At 66.3% G+C, this 19,405-nt stretch carries 18 protein-coding genes and 1 tRNA gene; 13 read left to right on the forward strand and 6 right to left on the reverse strand.

Annotated elements, in window-relative coordinates:
- Positions 1–54 precede the first annotated feature (54 nt).
- Complete coding sequence (locus B841_RS05570) at positions 55–591, reverse strand: YceI family protein (protein ID WP_020934511.1); 537 nt, start codon at positions 589–591, stop codon at positions 55–57.
- A gap of 280 nt (positions 592–871) precedes the next feature.
- Here B841_RS05570 and B841_RS05575 point away from each other — a divergent pair, with 280 nt between their 5' ends.
- Both B841_RS05575 and B841_RS05580 read left to right on the forward strand, forming a co-directional pair.
- A complete protein-coding gene (locus tag B841_RS05575; RefSeq protein WP_041631768.1) occupies positions 872–1,360 on the forward strand; it encodes a MarR family winged helix-turn-helix transcriptional regulator in 489 nt (162 codons plus the stop codon).
- A gap of 118 nt (positions 1,361–1,478) precedes the next feature.
- Positions 1,479–1,703 carry a PspC domain-containing protein gene (locus tag B841_RS05580; protein ID WP_020934513.1) on the forward strand — a complete coding sequence of 75 codons (225 nt, stop codon included), beginning with the start codon at positions 1,479–1,481 and terminating at the stop codon, positions 1,701–1,703.
- 96 nt (positions 1,704–1,799) lie between these two features.
- Here the strand turns inward: B841_RS05580 and B841_RS05585 are convergent.
- The 3 genes from B841_RS05585 to B841_RS05595 all read right to left on the reverse strand — a co-directional run bounded on the left by B841_RS05585 (position 1,800) and on the right by B841_RS05595 (position 4,631).
- Positions 1,800–1,873: transfer RNA gene (locus B841_RS05585), tRNA-Arg, on the reverse strand.
- Between the two features lie 97 nt (positions 1,874–1,970).
- Positions 1,971–3,608 carry an alpha/beta fold hydrolase gene (locus tag B841_RS05590; protein ID WP_245561065.1) on the reverse strand — a complete coding sequence of 546 codons (1,638 nt, stop codon included), beginning with the start codon at positions 3,606–3,608 and terminating at the stop codon, positions 1,971–1,973.
- Positions 3,609–3,785: 177 nt separating this feature from the next.
- Entirely contained in the window at positions 3,786–4,631 is an 846-nt protein-coding gene (locus tag B841_RS05595; RefSeq protein WP_020934515.1) for a TspO/MBR family protein, read from the reverse strand.
- Between the two features lie 87 nt (positions 4,632–4,718).
- Between B841_RS05595 and B841_RS05600 the strand changes: the two genes are divergently transcribed.
- Positions 4,719–6,263, forward strand: a complete 1,545-nt coding sequence (locus B841_RS05600) for a cryptochrome/photolyase family protein (protein ID WP_020934516.1) — start codon at positions 4,719–4,721, stop codon at positions 6,261–6,263.
- A gap of 23 nt (positions 6,264–6,286) precedes the next feature.
- Complete coding sequence (locus tag B841_RS05605; RefSeq protein ID WP_041631769.1) at positions 6,287–7,840, forward strand: SDR family oxidoreductase; 1,554 nt, start codon at positions 6,287–6,289, stop codon at positions 7,838–7,840.
- On the opposite strand, the gene B841_RS05610 is transcribed toward B841_RS05605, so the two are convergent.
- The gene (locus B841_RS05610; RefSeq protein ID WP_041632120.1) at positions 7,818–8,471 is read right to left on the reverse strand and encodes a lipocalin family protein; all 654 of its coding nucleotides are present in this window, start codon (positions 8,469–8,471) and stop codon (positions 7,818–7,820) included. The genes B841_RS05605 and B841_RS05610 overlap by 23 nt on opposite strands.
- A 415-nt stretch (positions 8,472–8,886) precedes the next feature.
- Here B841_RS05610 and B841_RS05615 point away from each other — a divergent pair, with 415 nt between their 5' ends.
- The 9 genes from B841_RS05615 (at position 8,887) to lysA (ending at position 17,761) form a co-directional block, all read left to right on the forward strand.
- On the forward strand, positions 8,887–9,675 hold the full coding sequence (locus tag B841_RS05615; protein ID WP_020934519.1) for a glycosyltransferase family 2 protein: 789 nt from the start codon (positions 8,887–8,889) through the stop codon (positions 9,673–9,675).
- Between the two features lie 2 nt (positions 9,676–9,677).
- Positions 9,678–10,664, forward strand: coding sequence for a polyprenyl synthetase family protein (locus B841_RS05620; protein WP_041631770.1), 987 nt, complete (start codon positions 9,678–9,680; stop codon positions 10,662–10,664).
- Entirely contained in the window at positions 10,657–11,553 is an 897-nt protein-coding gene (locus tag B841_RS05625) for a phytoene/squalene synthase family protein (protein WP_020934521.1), read from the forward strand. Before B841_RS05620 ends, B841_RS05625 begins: the two co-directional genes overlap by 8 nt.
- Positions 11,554–11,557: 4 nt before the next feature.
- Entirely contained in the window at positions 11,558–13,162 is a 1,605-nt protein-coding gene (crtI, locus tag B841_RS05630; protein WP_020934522.1) for a phytoene desaturase family protein, read from the forward strand.
- Positions 13,155–13,499, forward strand: coding sequence for a lycopene cyclase domain-containing protein (locus tag B841_RS05635; RefSeq protein ID WP_020934523.1), 345 nt, complete (start codon positions 13,155–13,157; stop codon positions 13,497–13,499). The genes crtI and B841_RS05635 overlap by 8 nt, the downstream gene beginning before the upstream one ends.
- A complete protein-coding gene (locus B841_RS05640) occupies positions 13,496–13,804 on the forward strand; it encodes a lycopene cyclase domain-containing protein (RefSeq protein ID WP_020934524.1) in 309 nt (102 codons plus the stop codon). The genes B841_RS05635 and B841_RS05640 overlap by 4 nt, the downstream gene beginning before the upstream one ends.
- Positions 13,801–14,661, forward strand: a complete 861-nt coding sequence (locus B841_RS05645; protein ID WP_020934525.1) for a prenyltransferase — start codon at positions 13,801–13,803, stop codon at positions 14,659–14,661. Before B841_RS05640 ends, B841_RS05645 begins: the two co-directional genes overlap by 4 nt.
- 91 nt (positions 14,662–14,752) lie before the next feature.
- Positions 14,753–16,405, forward strand: a complete 1,653-nt coding sequence (gene argS, locus B841_RS05650) for an arginine--tRNA ligase (protein ID WP_020934526.1) — start codon at positions 14,753–14,755, stop codon at positions 16,403–16,405.
- A gap of 18 nt (positions 16,406–16,423) precedes the next feature.
- The gene (gene lysA / locus B841_RS05655) at positions 16,424–17,761 is read left to right on the forward strand and encodes a diaminopimelate decarboxylase (protein WP_020934527.1); all 1,338 of its coding nucleotides are present in this window, start codon (positions 16,424–16,426) and stop codon (positions 17,759–17,761) included.
- Between the two features lie 124 nt (positions 17,762–17,885).
- On the opposite strand, the gene B841_RS05660 is transcribed toward lysA, so the two are convergent.
- Positions 17,886–19,160: an MFS transporter gene (locus B841_RS05660; protein ID WP_020934528.1), complete on the reverse strand. Its 1,275-nt coding sequence runs from the start codon at positions 19,158–19,160 to the stop codon at positions 17,886–17,888.
- Positions 19,161–19,405: the final 245 nt, after the last annotated feature.

Below are 19,405 nucleotides of genomic sequence, written 5' to 3' on the forward strand. Positions count from 1 at the left end.
CAAGAAAGGTGTCGGGCCGGTCGTGTCAGTCCAGTATTTTGACGCGGTCAGAATTTACTTCTTGATGCCGGAGCCTTCGATCTCGATCGTGATCTTCTCGGAGACCAGGACGCCGCCGGAGTTCAACGGGGCGTGAAAGTCCAGTCCGAAGTCCTTGCGGTTGATGGTGGTGGAGGCGTCGAAGCCGACGCGGGTCGCACCCCACGGATCGACCTCGGAGCCGGCGATCTCGACGTCCAGGGTGACCGGCTTGGTGGTCTGCTTGATGGTCAGGTCACCGGTGACGGTGGCCGTGTGGTCGCCGTCGAACTTCACATCGGTGGCCTCGAAGGTCATCTCCGGGTACTTCTCGACGTCGAAGAAATCCTCGCCGCGGACGTGTCCGTCCCGGTCCTCGTTGCCGCTGTTGATTGAGGCGGTCTTGATGACGGCCTTGATGGTGGAGTTCGACGGGTTCTCCTGGTCGATGTTGACCTCGGCGGTCCAGTCGGAGAAGGTGCCACGCACCTTGGTCACCATTGCGTGGCGGGCGACGAAGCCGATGGCGGTGTGGGCGGGGTCGAGTTCGATGATGCCGTTGTAGTCAGCCATGAGAATTCTCCTTGTAAATCTGCTGTGTGATGGTGGTGTCGGTAGATCCCTTTAATGTCCGGGATCTCAGCCGACGCCGCTAAGTGAGTTTTTTGAGAGCGTGTGTCTCGCTCGCAAATATCACCTTAACAGATCTTTGTGACGTGTCAACAATAAAGTTTCAAGTAGTTTTCGTCCGGGTGTTTTTGCAGCTAACGGGGATGGGGTAACGTGAATCGACGGTGACCCTGTGGGGTGGGGCGGTTTCTTTCGGGCGGACCCGATCGCTATAGTTGTTGACATGACTACAGAAACGCGTTGGCTAAATGATGACGAGCAGGAACTGTGGCGTCTGATGCTCGCCGCGTCCCGCAAAGTGAGCCGTGCCATGGATGACACGCTGCAGGCGGGGAGTGACCTGTCCACCTCTGAGTTTTCCGTCCTCGTGGAGCTCTCCGAGACTGACGATTGTGCTCTTCGTCTGCGTGACTTGTGCGCCAGCCTCGACTGGGACCGCTCCCGCACCTCGCATCAGATCACCCGCATGGAACGCCGCGGCCTGGTGACCAAACACAAGAGTGAGGGCGACGCCCGCGGCGTGGTCGTCCGCCTGACCGACGAGGGGCACCGTCGGCTCGCCAGCGCCGCGCCCGAGCACGTCGAGAGCGTGCGCCGAGTCATCTTCGACCACATGGAACCGGCCGTGGCTCCGGTGCTGAAAAGTTACTTCGAAGGGCTCATGGAGGTCGACAACGTGCCCGGTTCTCCGGGCTTCACCGCCGACGCCTAAGGGGCGGGGCCGGAAAAGTCAGGGAAGGATCAGGGCCAATCCCGATTCCCTTACGCCCCCGGGCCGGATTGACTGAAAGGCGAGGACACAGACTTTCGCACCGACAGGAGACACGGCCATGACCACCGATTACCCGCAGTTTCATCCGACCACCCCGGCACTGCAGCGCCGTCTGCGCCGCAACCGGACCGACAATTGGGTCGGGGGCGTGCTCAGCGGCGTCGGTTCCACCTACAACATCAACGTCACCCTGCTGCGCGTTTTGTTCGTGGCGTCGATGTTGCTGCCCGGGCCGCAGATTCTGATGTACCTGGCGGCCTGGATGATCATGCCCGCGGAGTAGGCAATGACTGCCGCTAGCCGGGTAATGCACGACAAAGGCCGGCACCCACCACTACGGGTGGGCACCGGCCTCATGGCTTGCGTCTGAAAAATTTTGCGTCCCCGACAGGATTCGAACCTGCGACCCCTGGTACCGGAAACCAGTGCTCTAATCCTCTGAGCTACGGAGACTGACAAGTCCGAAAACCCGAACTCGCAACGGATGAAACTTTAGCACCTGCGTGCAGCCGGGGCCTAACCGGCCCCGGCGTGTCGCGGGGTGGAGGGGTTAACCCAGCCCTTCGACCTCGGTGGATTTTGCTTCGCCGGTGCGCAGGTACTCGGCCACGATCTCGTCGACACGCTCGTTGCCGCGGGCGAGGTGACCGTGGCCCGGGCCGTTGACGGTGACGACTTCGGCGCCCATGGCGTCGGCGATGGTGCGGTGGCCCTGGTAACGGGTCTGCGGGTCACCGGTGCCAGAGATCTGCAGGGGAGTGATCTCCAGCTCGGAGCCGTCGAGCGGGAACATTTGGCTGGAGGGTTCGATGCCGCGGCAGCTCTGGCCGGAGGCGTAGGCGTCCTGGCCGACCTGGACCGGATCCACGATGACGTAACCGTTCCAGAGATAGGACGGCAGGTGGCTCAGGTCGCCTTCGCCGCGGGTTTCGTTGCAGATGACCATGGTCTGCATGGCCTGGGCGTTGTAGGCGTCGGCCTGCATCTGCAGGAGCTGCTCCTCGCTGGGCACGGTCTGCTCGACCTGCTCGACCTGCTGTTGGTAGGCGGGGTCGTCGAAGAGGCTGCCGTTGAGCAGGCGGGCCAAGGTGTCCCACTCGGCCGGCCACGGCAACACCGAGTAGGTGTTGGCGTAGATGGCCGAGTTGACCAAGGAAGCCTCCGGATTGGCGGCGAGGTTGGCCAGCGCCTGGGCCTGCACCAGAGCCGGGGTGGTCATGTTGACGGCGTCGGCGACGGCGGCGTTGATCTGCTCGTTTTGCGCGGAAGTCAGCTCTGCGGGCAATTCCCCGGGCTGCATGGGCGGCGGCGTCAGCGTCGGGGTCTGCCCGGACTCCTGGTAAATGAGTCCGGCCCAGTACTGATACACCTGGTACGGGGTCTCACCCAGGCCGTATGTGTCGTCACGTGCGGCGACAAAGCCGAAGAAGTCGTGCAGCGCCTGGGTGTAACCGGGTTTCTGGTCGGCCAGCAGCTGCGGCCAGCCAATCGCCGGGTCCATCGCGGAGTCCAGCACGAGGCGGTCCACCCGATCCGGGTAACGGGTGGCGTACAGGCTGCCGAGGTAGGTGCCGTAGGACAACCCGATGATCGAGATCTCGTCCAGATCCAGGGCGCGGCGCACCATCTCCCAGTCCTCGGCCGTATTCGAGGTGGTCACGGATTGTGTGTAGCCCGGGTCGGCCTGCTCGCAGGAGTCTTGGAGGAAAGCGCCGGAGGACAAGTGGTAGTCCACCGCCGCGTTGGGGCCCGGGGTGGTGCAGTCCAGCGGCGTGGAGCCTTGCAGACCCCGGGGCTGGACGGCGACACGGTCCCATTCGTCGACGATGGCCTGCGGCCAGTCGAAGCCGGCGCCGCTGCTGAAGTAGCCGTAGGCGTCGCCGCCCGGGCCACCCGGGTTGCCGAAGACGGTGCCCCGCTTGGCGTTCTGCTTGGCGGCCGGGTAGCGGACGAAGCCCACCGAAATGGTCCCGTCGTCCGGGTCGGAGTACTCCTGGGGGACCTCGATACGGCCGCACTCGGCGGCGGGGTCCACGACCTGGATCGGGCAGTCCTCCCAGGTGACGTCCGGGGCGAGGGGGTCCGCCCCGTCTTGTGCGCCCGCCGGGGCGACCAGCAGGGCGGCGGCGCCCAAAGCGGCTGCGGTCACGGCGCCCGCGCGGCGTAACCGGGTAAAAACTGTGGTCACAGTGATGTTCTCCAAACTTCCGGGCATCCCTCGACGCGGCGGCGACAAGATTCGGCCAGCGGAACCGATGAGTATTAGACGGCCAGCTCGAGGATAGATCACCACGGAAGGTTTCTGGGAGAAAACTTGCCGCGCGCCGGGAAATGCCCGGAAATCACGTGGCTTCCCGCCACTGGGTCACACGCTCGTCTGCGTGTTCCGTCCCTGTCGACGCAGCAGCCCCAGGGCAGGGGAGAGGAGCACGACGACAGCGGCGACGCCCGCCGCCCACACCAGGGTCTCGGACTCGAACTGGCCCTCCGTGCGAGCCGCCGCGATCCACCCCAGGCCCCAGGCCGTGGCCAGCGCTGGCGCGACCCGGCCGCCGTCGAGCACCGCCGCCGTCACGGCGATCAGCGCAGCCACGACAATGCCGACCACACCCATGGGGATTTCGAGGAAGACGTCCGCGCCGGCGTCCGCCAGCCAGGCCCACGTGTTCGCGAAGGTGGCCGCCAGCACCCAACCGAAGTACAGGCCGAAGGTCAGGTCACTGACCAGCCACTCCACCCAGCCGCCGGTCCGCTCGCGGCCGAGGATATACATGATGCGGATGAGCACCGCCAAGAGCACGAGGATCACCGCGACGGAGGCGACGAGGGAACCGAGCTGGACCATCCAGATCCAGACGGAGTTGAGCAGAATGGACGCCAGCGCCCAGGGCCGCAACTGCGCCTGCCGCGGCGAGCGGCGAGCCACCCCGAAGAGCTGCCAGATAGCGTAGGCGATCAGGCCTAGGTAAATCACGCTCCAAATGCGAAAGGCGGGACTGCCCGGGGCCAGCGGCGTGGCGTCGGCCGACAGTGCGCCGCCGGCGGCCTCGGCGATGGGGGTGCCGCCTAACGCGCCGCTGCCTAAGAAAGCGGCGGCGATGGCGACGGCGGTGCCGATCAGCGTGATGACCGGTAACGCCCATCCGGTCTCGGCGCCGGTCGAGCGGTCAGCGGCGGGCGGGTGCGTGGTCTGAGTCTGTGCGTGGGACATGTCGGTTACCTCCTGGTCGCCAGCGTAGGGAAAATCACGGGGTCGCGTCGTGGCGGGAAACGGACGCACCGCGTTAGGTTGGGCGGTATGATTGACAGCGACACGAGCAACAGCCGAACCCTGGGACGACTGACTGAGAAATTTCCTGACCTGCCAGCTCAGCGCCCCGCGGTCATGGTGTTCCACGATGACCTGCGACTGCACGACAACGCCGCCCTCGCGGCCGCCGCCGAGCACGGTCCAGTGGTCGCCGTCTACGTGCGGGAAGACCCGGAGACCACCGAGGCACGTGCGCTCGGCCGGGCCACGCAGTGGTGGCTGCACCACAGCCTGGAGCGTCTCGCGGCCTCGCTCGCCGAGCATGACGTGCCGCTGATCGTCCTCGACGGCCATCCGCTCCGGCTGATCCCCGAGCTGACCCGCCAGATCGGCGCCCCCTATGTCGCCTGGAGCCGCCGCTACCACCAGCCGCAGCGCGATCTCGACGCTTCCCTGAAAAAGCTGCTGCGTGCGCAAGGCGTCCAGGCGCACAGCTTCGCCGGCCACCTGCTGGCGGAGCCGTCGGACGTGGTCAACTCGCAGGATCGGCCGTATCAGGTCTACACGCCGTTCTCGCGCCGACTGCGGGCCGCCGTCGAGAACAGCTTCGTCCAAGGGCTGGTGCCGCCGACCGGGGTTCCTCGGACTCTGCGCGGCCCCGGCGCCGATCTGGAGTGCACCCGCGCCGACCTGGCTGAACTGGCCCTGCTGCCGTCCCATCCCGCGCGCCGGGATCCGGATTGGACCGCCAAGCTCGCTGAGGTGTGGGAACCGGGTGAGGACGGCGCCCGGCGCCGCCTGGCTGACTTTCTCGAACGCATCAACGGCGTGGACGACGACCCGGGCTACGCGGCCGGTCGCGACGTGCCGTCGGTGTCCGCCACCAGCAGCCTGTCTCCGCATCTGCGTTTCGGGGAAATCAGCCCGCACGCGGTGTGGGCGGCCATCGAAGAACTCGACGACGCCGGCGAGGACGGGACCGTCTTCCAGAGCCAGCTGATGTGGCGCGACTTCGCGTGGCACCGGCTCTACTACCACCCGGACCTGGCCACGACGAACATGCGGAAGGAGTTCGACGCCTTCCCCTGGCCGTGGGATCCGGAAGAATTTTCTGCGGGCATGGCCGGCGGGAGGGACGGTCGCCGCGCAGTGAACGCCGAGGGCTTTTTGGGCGATCTCGGCGAGTGGCGGGCGGGGACCACGGGCATCCCGCTCGTCGACGCCGGCATGCGCGAACTGTGGCAGACCGGCCACATGCATAACCGTGTGCGCATGGTCGTGGCGTCCTTCCTGTGCAAGAACTTGGGCATCCACTGGCGCCACGGCGAAGAATGGTTCTGGGACACGCTCGTAGACGCGGATCCGGCGAGCAACGCCTTCAACTGGCAGTGGGTCGCCGGCAGCGGAGATGACGCGTCCCCGTACTTCCGGATCTTCAACCCGGAGACCCAAGCGAAGCGTTTCGACGGCGAAGGCGTCTACATCGCCCGATGGGTGCCGGAGCACGGCACCGATTCCTACCCTGAGCCCATCGTCGACCTGAAAGAAAGCCGGGAAATGGCGTTGGCGGCTTATGAGGGAACCAAAAAGTAGTTTTCGCCTCTACTGTGGGGCCCATGCCTACCGTCGTGCCAACCACGCTGGACTACACCGCCCGCCATCCCTCCCGCACCGTGCTGGTCACCGGGGCCTCCGGTTATGTGGGCGGTCGCCTCGTGACGGAGCTGCTCGCCGCGGGCTTTAAGGTGCGGGCGTCCTCCCGCCACGTCGACAGCCTGCGCCGCTTCGACTGGAGTGAGCAGGCCGAACTCGTCGAGGCTGACTTGGGGGAGAAAGACGACGTCGCCCGCATCATGGCGGGCGTGGACGTGGTCTTTTACCTCGTGCACTCGATGGGTGACAAGGGTGAGGATTTCGAAGAGGCGGAAAAGCGCACCGCCCGGACCGTCGCTGACGCGGCCGACGCCGCCGGCGTGCGCCAGATGGTGTACCTGTCGGGGCTGCACCCGCAGGACAAACCCCTGGAAGAGCTGTCCAAGCACATGCGTTCCCGGGAAAACGTCGCCCGCATTTTCTTGGGGAGCGAGACCCCCGCGCTGGTGTTGCGTGCGGCGACGCTCATCGGCTCGGGGTCGGCCTCCTTCGAGATCATCCGGCACCTGACGGAACGTTTGCCGGTGATGGTGGCGCCGCAGTGGATCAGCAACCAGATCGAGCCGCTCGCGATCCGCGACGCGTTGTATTACCTCGTGTCGGCGGCGGACCTGGCGGAACCGGTCAATCGCGCCTTCGACGTCGGTTGCGGCGTCACCTACGAATTCGCCGATCTGCTCAAGATGTACGGGAAAGAACACGGGCTGCGCCGCTGGATCTTCTCGCTGCCGCTGCCTTTGCCCATGGACAAGCTCTCCGGCGGCTGGATCGGCTTGGTCACGCCGGTGCCCGCGAAGCTGGCAGTGCCCCTGGCGCAGTCCATGGCGGAGGACGCCGTCACCGAGGAACACGACATCGAAGCGGTCATCCCGGATCCGCCGGGCGGGCTCATCGCGTACCCGGAGGCCGTGCGCTTGGCCATCAAAGCGGAACGCGAACGCGGTGTGCCCACGTCCTGGGACCGCAGCTGGACCGAGGTCCAGGACGCGGCGGACAGCCTGCCCACCGATCCGGAATGGGCGGGGACGTCCGTCTATCAGGACGTGCGCTCGCGCGACAGCGACCTACCCGCAGAGAAGGTCTGGGAGGTCATCGAAGGTATCGGCGGCGCCAACGGCTGGTATTCCGCCCCTGCGCTGTGGCGGATTCGCGGGGTGCTGGACAAGCTCATCGGCGGCCCCGGGCTGGGCGGGCGCCGCGATCCGCACCGGCTGTCTACCGGGGACCGGGTCGACTGGTGGCGGGTGGCCGAGCTCGACCGCCCACGCCGGCTGGTGCTCGCAGCCGAGATGAAGGTCGACGGGCGCGCCTGGCTGTCGTTGGAGGTGGAGGACACGGAGAAGGGGTGCACCTACACTCAGCGGGCGGTGTATGCCCCGACCGGACTCGTCGGCCGGCTGTACTGGTGGTCGGTGGCGCCCTTCCACGCCTTTGTGTTCCCGGTGATGGCGCGCAACATTCTCGCGGCCGCGCGCCGGGGACCGGGAGAGTCGTCTACAGCAGACAGAGCGGGGTGATGTCCTGGCGGCCTTCCTGCATCGGGGTGGTCAGGAAGGAGCAGGACCAGTACCCACGGTCGGAGACGGTGGTCTCCACCAGGTTCCACTGCTCGGCGTCGAGCGCCGGGGTGCGGCTGAGGACGAATCCGGAGCGACGCTGCGGGTCGCCCACGATGGCCAGGGAGTAGTCGTCGGCGAGGTAGGTGATCCGGTAGTTGACCGGGCCGTCCTCGTTTTGGAAGGGGACGCCGGGGAAGTTCACCCGCAGAGAGGCGTTGGTGTCGGTGTCTCGGATGGTGGCGGTGCCCTCGATCACGGAGTCGGAGCTGATCTGGGATCCGCAGGAGTTGACGACGGACAGGGTGGTGTCGTCGATCAGCTCGTATTCGGCGGTGGTGTCGTTGGTGCACTGCAGGGTGTAGGGCTGCGGGACGGCCGCCACCTGGTACCAATCGCCCACGTACTTTTCCGGATCCACGTAGTCGACCTGGGACAGCTCGGGGCCGAAGCTGGAGCCGGCGGGAAGGACGTCCGCGGAAATGCTGGAGGCGCGGCCACCGTCGGTCAGGTCTTGGGCGCCGGCGGTGAGGGTGGCGGGAAGCAACGCCGCCGCGAAAGCGGCGGCGGCGATTTTAGTGAATGTACGCATGTCGAAGGCCTTTCGGAAAAGAATCAGGAAACTGCGGGGCGCCAAAATCCAGCTCCGCGTGCCGTTGAGCCTACACAGGGTTTTGTTAAGAAATGACAGTTACCTGAACGCTCGTCTTAGTTTTCCCCGACCGCGATACCCCCGTGTCTGGCTAGATATTTTGCATGCAAAAACAGTGAAAAGTGGAGCTGGCTGGCCGTGCCGGACGCGGCGGCGCCGTAAAACCGCCCCTATCGCGGGGGAGGGGCTACCCCCGCCCCACAGGGAGTATCCGGCGAGCTGGACAGAATTTAATTAGCCTGGCTAACTAAGTTGATGACCCGGGAGCCCTCAACCTCTCCCGCTCGAACGAAAGCGCCCCACTCACCTTGCTCTTCTACGCCCACTGCACGACCACACGACGGGACGGCACGACATGACCCACCAGTCCGCCCGCACCGACGGCCCCACCTTCAGCGTCGTCATCCCGTGCCGCAACGACGCCGAACTGCTGGACCGGTGTCTGGCCAGCTTCGCCGCCCAACTGCGCCCCGCCGACGAGATCATCGTCGTCGACAACGCCAGCACCGACCACACCCGGAAGGTCGCATTACGGCACGGGGCGCGCGTGGTCGACGAGCCGCGCGAAGGCATCACCTGGGCGACCAAAGCAGGATTTGACGCCGCCGTCAGCGACGTCTTCGTCCGCGTCGACGCCGACGTCCACGTCGAGCCCGCTTACCTGCAGAAACTGCAGGACGTCTGGCAGGCCGCCGACTCCTCGCCGGGTCGCCGCGTCGTCGGCGTCACCGGCTCCGCCCGCTTCGACCTCGACGGCCCGGCCGGAGACTTCGCCAGCTCCGCCTACTTGGGCGCCTACCGGGCCTCAGTCGGCTCCGCGCTGGGCCACCACCCCCTCTACGGCACCAACTGCTCCATCCGCGCGGACTGGTGGGCGAGGGTGCGCGAGGACGTCGACTTCAGCGACACCCTGGTCCACGACGACATGCACCTGTCTTTCGCCGTCGGCGAAGACGAGACGATCTGGTTTCAACCGGACCTCGTCGTCGGCATGGACGACCGCGCGCTGCGTGGAATCCGCCAAATCACCGTACGGTTCTACCGGGGATTTTATACGATGGTGCGTAACTGGCAGGACCATCCGCCGCACCGGCGCCTCGCCCGCCGCGGCCGGCTCGGAAAAACTCTGAAGGAGGCGATGTGACCATGAATGCGACGCACAACGGGATGCGTAAAGGGGTCGACGAGCGCGTCTCCGACTCCCTGGAGCTGATCGCGCAGTTCCTCACCCGCTCGGGGCAGGAAACGCCGACGGAATCGCCGCTGCTCGACATCTCTTACGAAGGAGTGCGCTCCTTCGCCCTCGGCGGCAAACACCTGCGCTCCAGGTTGGTGCACATCTCCGCCGGCGACGTCGACGACGACGGCCTGTACGCCGCCACCGTCTTCGGCGCCTGCGTCGACTTGCTGCACGGCGCCTTCCTCATCCACGACGACATCATCGACCGCGACGACATGCGCCGCGGACAACGCACCATCCACGCCCGCATCCGCGACGAATTCGGCGACGAGCACCTGGGCACGTCCGTGGCGATCGTCGCCGGCGACCTCGGCGTCAACGGTGCCCTCCGGCTGTTGTCGGACTCAGACCTCGACGACGCCACCGTGCGCCACGGCCTGCGACTGCTCACCGCCGCCGCCCACGAAACCTTCACCGGCGAGATCCTCGACATCGCCCACTTGGCTAACCCCGCCCCGGACCTCGAGAGCGTACGGCTGAGCAACCACCTCAAAACCAGCGAATACAGCTTCGGAGTCCCCCTGAAACTCGGGGCGCTGGCCGCCGGCCGCGACACCGCCCCGATGAAACCCATCGGGCAGGCGCTCGGCTGCGCCTACCAAGCCGCCGACGACATCGCCGGCGCCATCGGCGACAGCCGCGACACCGGAAAACAAGCCGCCGGCGACGTCATCCACGGCCGTTACACGCTGATGACCATGCGGCTGACCGGCGACGCCGTCAACGACCCCCGCCGAGTCCGAGACGTCGTCGACGACGTCATCGCCGAGGGCGACACCCACCTGGCCGAGGCCCGCAGCCACATCGACCGCGCCGAGCTGGATCCCGCCATCCGCACGGGCCTGCACTCCGTCGCCGACAAGATAGAAAGGATGCTGCGCGCCCATGCCTGACGCCTTCGAGGCCTACCTCTCCCGCTACGACCACGCCTGCGCCAAGGCCGCCCAGGAAATCATCCTCGCGTATTCCACCAGCTTCTCCCTGGCCACCCGCGCCCTGGCAAAACAAGTCCGGATCGACATCTGCAACCTGTACGCCATGGTGCGCATCGCGGACGAAATCGTCGACGGCACCGCCGCAGCCGCCGACATCAACCACGAGGACATCAGCGCGGAACTCGACGCCTACGAACGCGCCGTGCTCGCCGCGCCGGGCAAGCGTTTCCACACCGACCCGGTCCTGCACGCTTATGCGGCGACCGCCCGCCGCTGCGGGTTCGACCCGGACCACGTCGCCGCCTTCTTCTCATCCATGCGCCGCGACCTGAATCAGGCGAGCTACGACCAGGGCGGGTTCGACGACTACGTGTACGGATCCGCCGAGGTCATCGGCTTGCTGTGCCTGTCGGTGTTTCTGGCCGACCACCCGGTCACCGACGAAGACCGCGCGCGGTTGACCGCCGGCGCCCGCTCTCTCGGCGCGGCCTTTCAGAAGGTCAACTTTCTGCGCGATCTGGCCGAGGACACCGACGTGCTGGGGCGGACGTACTTTCCCGGACTGGAGGGCCGCGAACTCACCGAGGAACGCAAGGTCGAATTGGTCGCCGACATCCGCCAGGACCTCGCCGACGCCCGCGCGGTCATTCCGCTGCTGCCCATGTCCGCCCGCATCGGCGTCCTCGCAGCCACGGAGCTTTTCCGCGAGCTGACCGACCGCATCGACGCACTTCCCGCCGCGGAGCTGAGCGAACGTCGCGTCAGCGTCCCCGGCCCCACCAAGGCGGTGCTGCTGGCCCGCGCCGCAGCCACCGCGCCCCGCCTCACCCCACCCAAAGGACGATAAGACAATGACGAAGAACACCCCGCGCACGGCCGTCGTGATCGGAGCCGGCGTCGCCGGCTTAGCTACGGCGGCGTTGCTCGGTAAGCAAGGCATACAGGTGACCGTCGTCGAACGCGGCGATTCCGTCGGCGGCCGCTCCGGCAACCTGGACATTGACGGCCACGACGGTTTCCGCTGGGACACCGGGCCGTCCTGGTATCTCATGCCGGACGCCTTCGACCATTTTTACCGCCTGCTGGGCACCACCACCGCCGATGAGCTCGACCTGGTGGACCTCGCCCCGGCGTATCGGCTCTTTCCCGAGGGCGACGAACCCGTGGACGTGCCCAGCGGCGTCGAGGAGGCCGCGGCGCTTTTCGAATCCATCGAACCCGGGGCGGGGCAGAAGCTGCGCGAGTACCTGGACAGCGCCGGCGACACGTACCGCATCGCGCTCGAGCGTTTTTTATACACGACCTTCTCCACGCCGATTCCGCTCCTGCACCGCGACGTGCGCGAACGGCTCGGTTCGCTGGCCAAATTGTTGACCCGTTCTTTGGAGAGCTTCGTCAATGAACGCTTCACCGACCATCGCCTGCAGCAGATCCTGACGTACCCGGCGGTGTTCCTGTCCTCCCAGCCGAAGAAGATTCCGTCGCTGTACCACCTGATGAGCCACACCGATCTGGTCCAGGGCGTGCGCTACCCGCTCGGCGGGTTCACCGCCGTCGTCGACTCCTTCCACCGGCTGGCCGTCGAGCAGGGCGCGCACTTCCAGCTCGACACCGAGGTCACCGCGATCACCACCGTCGCAGAGGGGCGCAAGGCGCGGGCCACGGGCGTGCGCGTGCGGCGTGCCGACGGCGCCGTGGAGGAGATCACCGCCGACATCGTCGTCTCCGGGGCGGACCTGCATCACACCGAAACCCACCTGCTGCCGCCGGCGCTGCGCACCTACCCGGAGAAGTGGTTCTCCACCCGCGACCCGGGCCTGGGCACGGTGCTGGTCATGGCGGGCGTGAAGGGCAAACTCCCGCAGCTGGCGCATCACAACCTGCTGTTCAGCCGCGACTGGTCCGAGGACTTCGCAGCCGTCTTCGACGGGCCGGTCGACAGTCGACCGCTGGACGCCTCCCAATCGATCTACGTCTCCATGCCCTCGGCCACTGACCCGGACGTCGCCCCGGAAGACCACGAAAACCTCTTCATCCTCGTGCCCGTTCCCGCAGAGGAGCAGATCGGCCACGGCGACGCCTACCGGGAGGGCGCCTCGCCGCGTGTCGACGCCATCGCCGAGGCCGCGATCGCGGAGCTGGCCGACTGGGCGGGCGTCCCGGACCTGGCGGAGCGCATCGTCGTCAAGAAAACTCTTGGACCGGCGGATTTCGCCGAGCGCTACCACGCCTGGCGCGGCGGGTCCATCGGGCCGGGCCACGAACTGCGTCAGTCCGCGTTTCTCCGCGGCAAGAACGTCTCCGGCAAGGTCGCCGGCCTCTACTATGCGGGCGCCACCACGGTGCCCGGCGTCGGCGTCCCCATGTGCTTGATCTCCGCGGAAAACGTGCTCAAACGCATCAACGGCGACACCAGCCCGGGGCCGCTCCCGGAGAACGGAGTCGCCCGTGCTTGAGTCCCTCCTTCCGTTTGCTTACCTCATCATCCTGCTGGTCACGATCGGCTGCATGGTGCTGTGCGACTGGCGCTGGAAACTCGCCTTCTTTCTCGACGCCCGCCGCGCCACGGTGCTGTCGATCGTGATGGTGGCGGCGTTTTTGCTGTGGGACGCCTTCGGCATCATGACCGGCTCTTTCTTCCGCGGCGGCTCCGAGTACATGACGGGGGTCATTCTGGCCCCGGAAATGCCGATCGAGGAACCGATCTTCCTGTTTTTCCTGACCTATCTGACCATCAACCTCACCTCGGGTGCGCGCATGATCCTCGACTTCCGTGAGAGGCGGAACGCATGACCTATCTGCTGATCAGCCTGCCCTTTCTCTTCGTCGCCGTGGTGCTGTGGGTGCTGCGGCGCCACACTGCGCCCCGACAACTGCCGGTCACCGCGATCGTCGCGACGGTCCTGCTCGTACTCACCGCGATCTTCGACAACTTCATGATCTGGGCCGAGCTCGTCGGCTACGGCGACGCGCAGCGCCTCGGCCTGCAGATCGGTCTCGTGCCCGTCGAGGACTTCTTTTACCCGGTCTTCGTCGCGCTGATCGTCCCCGCGTTCTGGCCGGGTCGGAAACCAGACAGAAAGAAGGCCGACTCGTGAACCTCATCTCCGGCGTCCTCTCGGCCTCTCGGCCGATCAGCTGGGTCAACACCGCCTTTCCCTACGGTGCGGCCTACCTGCTCTCCGGCGGCTCGTTGGACTGGCTGTTCTGGGTCGGCGTCCTGTTCTTCCTGATCCCGTACAACATCGCCATGTACGGCATCAACGACGTCTTCGACTACGAGTCCGACATCCGCAACCCACGCAAGGGCGGCGTGGAAGGCGCGGTGCTGCCCAAGCAGATGCACGCGCCGTTACTGTGGGCCTCCGTGCTCACGACCGTGCCTTTCCTCGTGGCGATGTATGCGGCCGGCACCGTGTCTTCCGCGGTCTGGCTGACCGTGGCCATGGCTGCGGTCATCGCCTATTCGGCCCCGGGCCTGCGCTTCAAGGAACGCCCCGTCCTGGATTCGGTGACGTCCTCGACACATTTCGTCGCCCCCGCCTTGGTCGGCGCCACGATCACCGCCGGAGAGGTCAGCCTCTACTTCTGGTTCGGCGCCGTGGCCTTCTTCCTGTGGGGCATGGCCAGTCACGCCCTCGGCGCGGTCCAAGACGTCAAGGCCGACCGCGAGGGCGAGTTGAGCTCCATCGCCACGGTCCTCGGCGCCCGTCTGACGACCCGGCTGTCCGCAGCGGCGTATCTGGTGGCGGCGGTGCTCGTCTTTTTCATCCCGCCCCCGGCCTGGGTGGTGGGCGTCGCCGGCCTGGGATACGTGGCCAACACCCTGCGGTTCTGGAACATCACCGACGAGACCTGCGAGGACGTCAACCGTGCCTGGCGGGTGTTCCTGTGGCTGAACTACCTCGTCGGAGCCATCGTCACGATCTGCCTGGTGTCTGTTTACCTCGGCTGATCCTGACCTCTCCTCCCGGCCGAGGCACCCGGCGCCGCGGGCGACGGCCTCAAATACCGTCGAGGCCAGGGGAGCGCTAGACTTTTGCCCCATGACACCTGCAGACCTCGCCACACTGATCAAGGAGACCGCCACCGCGGTGCTCGAAGCGCACGACCTCGACTCCAGCGTCGTCCCGGACGCCGTCACGGTGGAGCGCCCGCGCAATCCTGAACACGGCGATTACGCCACCAACCTGGCGATGCAGGTGGCCAAGAAGGCGGGCGTCAACCCCCGTGAGCTCGCCGGTTGGCTGACGGAGGCGCTGGCGAAGGACGACGCCATCGACGTCGCCGACGTCGCCGGACCGGGCTTCATCAACATCCGTCTCGCCGCCGCCGCGCAGGGCGACATCGTGGGCAAAATCATCGCCGCCGGCGACAACTTCGGCTCCTCCGAGATCTACGCCGATGAGAAGATCAACCTGGAGTTCGTCTCCGCGAACCCGACCGGCCCGATCCACCTCGGCGGCACCCGCTGGGCCGCCGTCGGCGACTCCCTCGGCCGCATCCTCGAGGCCGCCGGCGCCGAGGTCACCCGCGAATACTACTTCAACGACCACGGCGGCCAGATCGACCGCTTCGCCCGCTCCCTGGTCGCGGCCGCCCAAGGCCAGCCGACGCCGGAAGACGGCTACGGCGGCGACTACATCGAACAGATCGCCACCCGCGTGGTCGAGCAGCAGCCGGGCGCCCTCGACGGCGACGCCGCCACCGTCCAGGAGACCTTCCGTGCCGCCGGCGTGGACATGATGTTCGAGCACATCAGAACCTCCCTCCACGAATTCGGCGTCGACTTCGACGTCTATTTCCACGAGAACTCGCTGTTCGAGTCCGGGGCGGTGGAGCGCGCCGTCGACAAGCTCAAGGACAACGGCAACCTCTACGAATCCGAGGGCGCCTGGTGGCTGCGGTCCACCGACTTCGGCGACGACAAGGACCGCGTGGTGATCAAGTCCGACGGCGACGCCGCCTACATCGCCGGCGACATCGCGTACGTCGCCGACAAGTTCGACCGCGGCCACAGCCTGGCCATCTACATGCTCGGCGCCGACCACCACGGCTACATCGCGCGCCTCAAGGCCGCGGCCGCCGCCATGGGCTACGACTCCGACCGCGTCGAGGTGCTCATCGGGCAGCTGGTCAACCTGCTCAAGGACGGCGAGGCCGTACGCATGTCCAAGCGCGCCGGCACCGTCATCACCCTCGACGACCTCGTCGAAGCCATCGGCATCGACGGCGCCCGTTACTCCCTGGTCCGATCCTCCGTCGACTCCTCCCTGGACATCGACCTGGCGCTGTGGACGTCGCAGTCCTCCGACAACCCCGTCTACTACGTCCAGTACGGCCACGCCCGCCTCTGCTCGATCGCGCGCAAGGCCGGCGAGGCAGACGTCGACGTCGACGGCGCCGACCTTTCCCTGCTCACCCACGAGCGGGAAGGCGACTTGATCCGCACCCTCGGCGAATTCCCGGGCGTGGTCACCACCGCCGCGCAGCTGCGCGAACCGCACCGCGTCGCCCGCTACGCGGAGGAACTCGCCGGCGTGTTCCACCGCTTCTACGACGCATGCCAGATCCTGCCCAAGGCAGGGGAGACGGCCGCCCCCATCCACTCCGCGCGCCTGGCCCTGGCCACCGCGTCGCGCCAGACCCTCGCCAACGCGCTCGGCATGCTCGGTGTCTCTGCACCGGAGCGCATGTAGGAAGGTTCCCCTCGTTATATGACTGACTTCAACGACCTGCCAGCGCACGTCTGGCCGCGTAACGCCCAGCGCCAGGAAGACGGCGTGGTCACCGTCGCCGGGGTACCCTTGCCCGAAATCGCCGAAGACTACGGCACCCCGGTCATGGTCATCGACGAAGATGACTTCCGCACCCGTTGCCGCGACATGGCCGCGGCCTTCGGCGGGCCCGAACGCGTGCACTACGCCTCCAAGGCCTTTCTGACCCGTCAGGTCGCCCGCTGGGTCGACGAAGAAGGCCTGAGCCTGGACGTGGCTTCCGCCAACGAACTGGCGATCGCGCTGCGCGCCGACTTCCCGGCCGATCGGATCACCGCCCACGGCAACAATAAATCGGTGCACTTCCTGCGCGACTGCGTCCGCGCCGGCGCCGACGGCCTCGGCCACGTCGTGCTGGACAACGCCGAAGAACTCGTCTTGCTCGACGCCGTCGCCCGCGGCGAGCACCGCGTGCAACGCGTCATGGTCCGCGTCAAGCCCAGCCTGGAGGCCCGCACCAACGCCAAGATCGCCACCGCCCACGAGGATCAGAAATTCGGTTTCTCCCTGGCCACCGGGGAAGCCTTCGATGCGGCGCGCGCCGCGATCACCGCCGAAAACCTCGAGCTCGTCGGGCTGCACTGCCACATCGGCTCCCAGATCTTCGACGCCGAGGGCTTCGCCCTGGCCTCGGAACGCGTGCTGGAGCTGTACTCGCGCATCCACGCCGAACTCGGGGTCAGCCTGCCGGAGCTCGACCTGGGCGGCGGCTACGGCATCGCCTACACCGAGGGGCAGCGCCCCCTGGACGTGGACAAGGTCGCCCACGACCTGCTCACCGCCGTCGGCAAGACCGCCGCCGACCTGGGCATCGACGCCCCGGCCGTGTTCGTCGAGCCGGGCCGCGCCATCGCCGGCCCCGCCGGAGTCACCGTCTACGAGGTCGGCGCCATCAAAACCGTCGACGTCAGCGAAAACTTCACCCGTCGCTACCTCGCCGTCGACGGCGGAATGAGCGACAACATCCGTCCCGCACTCTACGACGCGGAATACGACGGACGGGTCGTCTCCCGCTTCACAGATGAAGAACCAGTCGCCTCTCGTGTCGTGGGCTCGCACTGCGAATCCGGCGACATCCTGATCGACGACGCGCAGATCCCCGCGGACGTGACCACCGGAGATTACTTCGCCATGGCCGCCACCGGGGCGTATTCCTACGCGATGAGCTCCAACTACAACGCTTTCAGCAAACCCGCCGTGGTCACCGTGCGCGCGGGCGAGGCCACACTCATGCTGCGGCGCCAGACGGTCGACGATCTATTGGCCCTGGAAGGCTGACAGAGGCCGCGCCCGGCGATTCCCGGGGCGGAGTCGCGGAAAGCCGCACCGAGATACATCGGTGCGGCTTTCACGTGTGCCCCGCCATGTCCGGTAGGCAATGGCGGAGATGGAAACCCTCCTACTACGGGGTTTTTGGCGCCTTGGTGGAGCCGACGATAGTGATCTTTTTCTGCTTGCCGCCGCGGGGCTCCTTGGCGAAGAAGAAGCCGAACCAAGCGACTGCGGAGATGGCGCCCAGCACCATCCAGCTCCACCTCTCGCCCACGTAACCGGCGCTCACGGAATAAACGTAAGGGAAGACGAAGGCGCCGACGTTGCCCAGCGACAACACCAGACCAAAAGCAGTGGAGTAGTTCTGAGGAGAAATCTCGTCCGGGTATTCGGCGTGGGCGACGGTGGCCGGGGAGAAGTACATCGAACCCAGAATGCCGATCAGCGGGAGAACAACCCACAATGCGCTGCCCTCTATGAACGGCAGCACCAGCAGCAGGAGAACCAGCAGGCCGGCGGGGACCCACAACGTGGGGAGGAAGGAACGGGCACGGTCCGCGATGACTCCGCTCACCAGCGCCGCCGGGATGCCGAGAATCAGCATCAAAGCGCCGAGCAGGCCAGCCGACTCAGCGGAGAAGCCGAACTCGGATTCCACATAGCCGGGGCCCAACTGAGAGACGGTGAAGAGAGCGCCGTAGCCGCAGACGCTGCCGATGCCGATCGCCCAGATGGAGCGGGACCGGAACACCTCGCCGGTCGACTCCCAGCTGAAGTGGCCGCCGTCGAGCCCCTTGACATAGTCCGGGGTCTTGACGAAGAAGACTGCGGCGATGGCGACGACCAAGCTGATCACACCGGCGATCAGGGTGCTCTGGCGCCACCCGTAGGAGTCGATGAGGATGGTCCAGAGGTAAAGGCCCAGGGCGGAGCCGCCGGTGAAGCCGACTCCGTTGACGAGCCCGCCCACGACGAGGCGGGCGTGCTGGGGCGGAGCCCAGGCGGTCGCCAACGGGAAGGCCGCGCCAGCCATAAACGACATGGCGAGGCCGCCGAGGCCACGGGAGATGACCATCATGGTGTAGCTTTCGGCGACGACGAACAGGAGCGTCGAGATCACCAGCGCAAATGCGCCCCAAACGGCGACCCGTTTGACGCCCCAGGCCGCTGCCGCGAAACCGGCGGGCACGTGGGCGACGGCGTAGCCGAGGAACCAGATGGAGACCAGAAGACCGATCTGGGTCAGATCAAGGGAAAATTCCTCTTGGAGTATCCCGAACGCCGGAACGGTGGCATACATCTGCAGTCCGTAGGCGAAAGAGAGCGACACTGCCATGACGATGGCCGCGTAACCGCGAAAATCCAGCGGGGGGCGACGCTTGTGGGCCACTTCTGTGGAAGCCATAAATAGGTCCCTTCTATCTAATAAATATCTCAAATAGGAACCTAAGAACCGTAACAATAATGTCACCTAAAGGAAACGCACTGATGTGCCAAGGTAAAATATCTGAGAGGTGATCGCCGGTGAATCGTGGGGACGGTATGGCTGCAGACCACATCTGTGATTCTTCCAGCGTACACCTTATTTCGTCTTTGCTTTGCCGGTCTCATGTGCGGGAACGGCGAGTTTTTGAGAGGCTGACTGCCGCG

This window comes from Corynebacterium maris DSM 45190, from assembly GCF_000442645.1.
Classification (GTDB): Bacteria; Actinomycetota; Actinomycetes; order Mycobacteriales; family Mycobacteriaceae; genus Corynebacterium; species Corynebacterium maris.

Excerpts from the sequence above, each read along its gene's own strand:
- B841_RS05570 (WP_020934511.1), bottom strand. The coding sequence starts at position 591 with ATGGCTGACTACAACGGCATCATCGAACTCGACCCCGCCCACACCGCC.
- B841_RS05575 (WP_041631768.1), top strand. The coding sequence starts at position 872 with ATGACTACAGAAACGCGTTGGCTAAATGATGACGAGCAGGAACTGTGG.
- B841_RS05580 (WP_020934513.1), top strand. The coding sequence starts at position 1,479 with ATGACCACCGATTACCCGCAGTTTCATCCGACCACCCCGGCACTGCAG.
- B841_RS05595 (WP_020934515.1), bottom strand. The coding sequence starts at position 4,631 with ATGTCCCACGCACAGACTCAGACCACGCACCCGCCCGCCGCTGACCGC.
- B841_RS05600 (WP_020934516.1), top strand. The coding sequence starts at position 4,719 with ATGATTGACAGCGACACGAGCAACAGCCGAACCCTGGGACGACTGACT.
- B841_RS05605 (WP_041631769.1), top strand. The coding sequence starts at position 6,287 with ATGCCTACCGTCGTGCCAACCACGCTGGACTACACCGCCCGCCATCCC.
- B841_RS05610 (WP_041632120.1), bottom strand. The coding sequence starts at position 8,471 with ATGCGTACATTCACTAAAATCGCCGCCGCCGCTTTCGCGGCGGCGTTG.
- B841_RS05615 (WP_020934519.1), top strand. The coding sequence starts at position 8,887 with ATGACCCACCAGTCCGCCCGCACCGACGGCCCCACCTTCAGCGTCGTC.
- B841_RS05620 (WP_041631770.1), top strand. The coding sequence starts at position 9,678 with ATGAATGCGACGCACAACGGGATGCGTAAAGGGGTCGACGAGCGCGTC.
- B841_RS05625 (WP_020934521.1), top strand. The coding sequence starts at position 10,657 with ATGCCTGACGCCTTCGAGGCCTACCTCTCCCGCTACGACCACGCCTGC.
- crtI (WP_020934522.1), top strand. The coding sequence starts at position 11,558 with ATGACGAAGAACACCCCGCGCACGGCCGTCGTGATCGGAGCCGGCGTC.
- B841_RS05640 (WP_020934524.1), top strand. The coding sequence starts at position 13,496 with ATGACCTATCTGCTGATCAGCCTGCCCTTTCTCTTCGTCGCCGTGGTG.
- argS (WP_020934526.1), top strand. The coding sequence starts at position 14,753 with ATGACACCTGCAGACCTCGCCACACTGATCAAGGAGACCGCCACCGCG.
- lysA (WP_020934527.1), top strand. The coding sequence starts at position 16,424 with ATGACTGACTTCAACGACCTGCCAGCGCACGTCTGGCCGCGTAACGCC.
- B841_RS05660 (WP_020934528.1), bottom strand. The coding sequence starts at position 19,160 with ATGGCTTCCACAGAAGTGGCCCACAAGCGTCGCCCCCCGCTGGATTTT.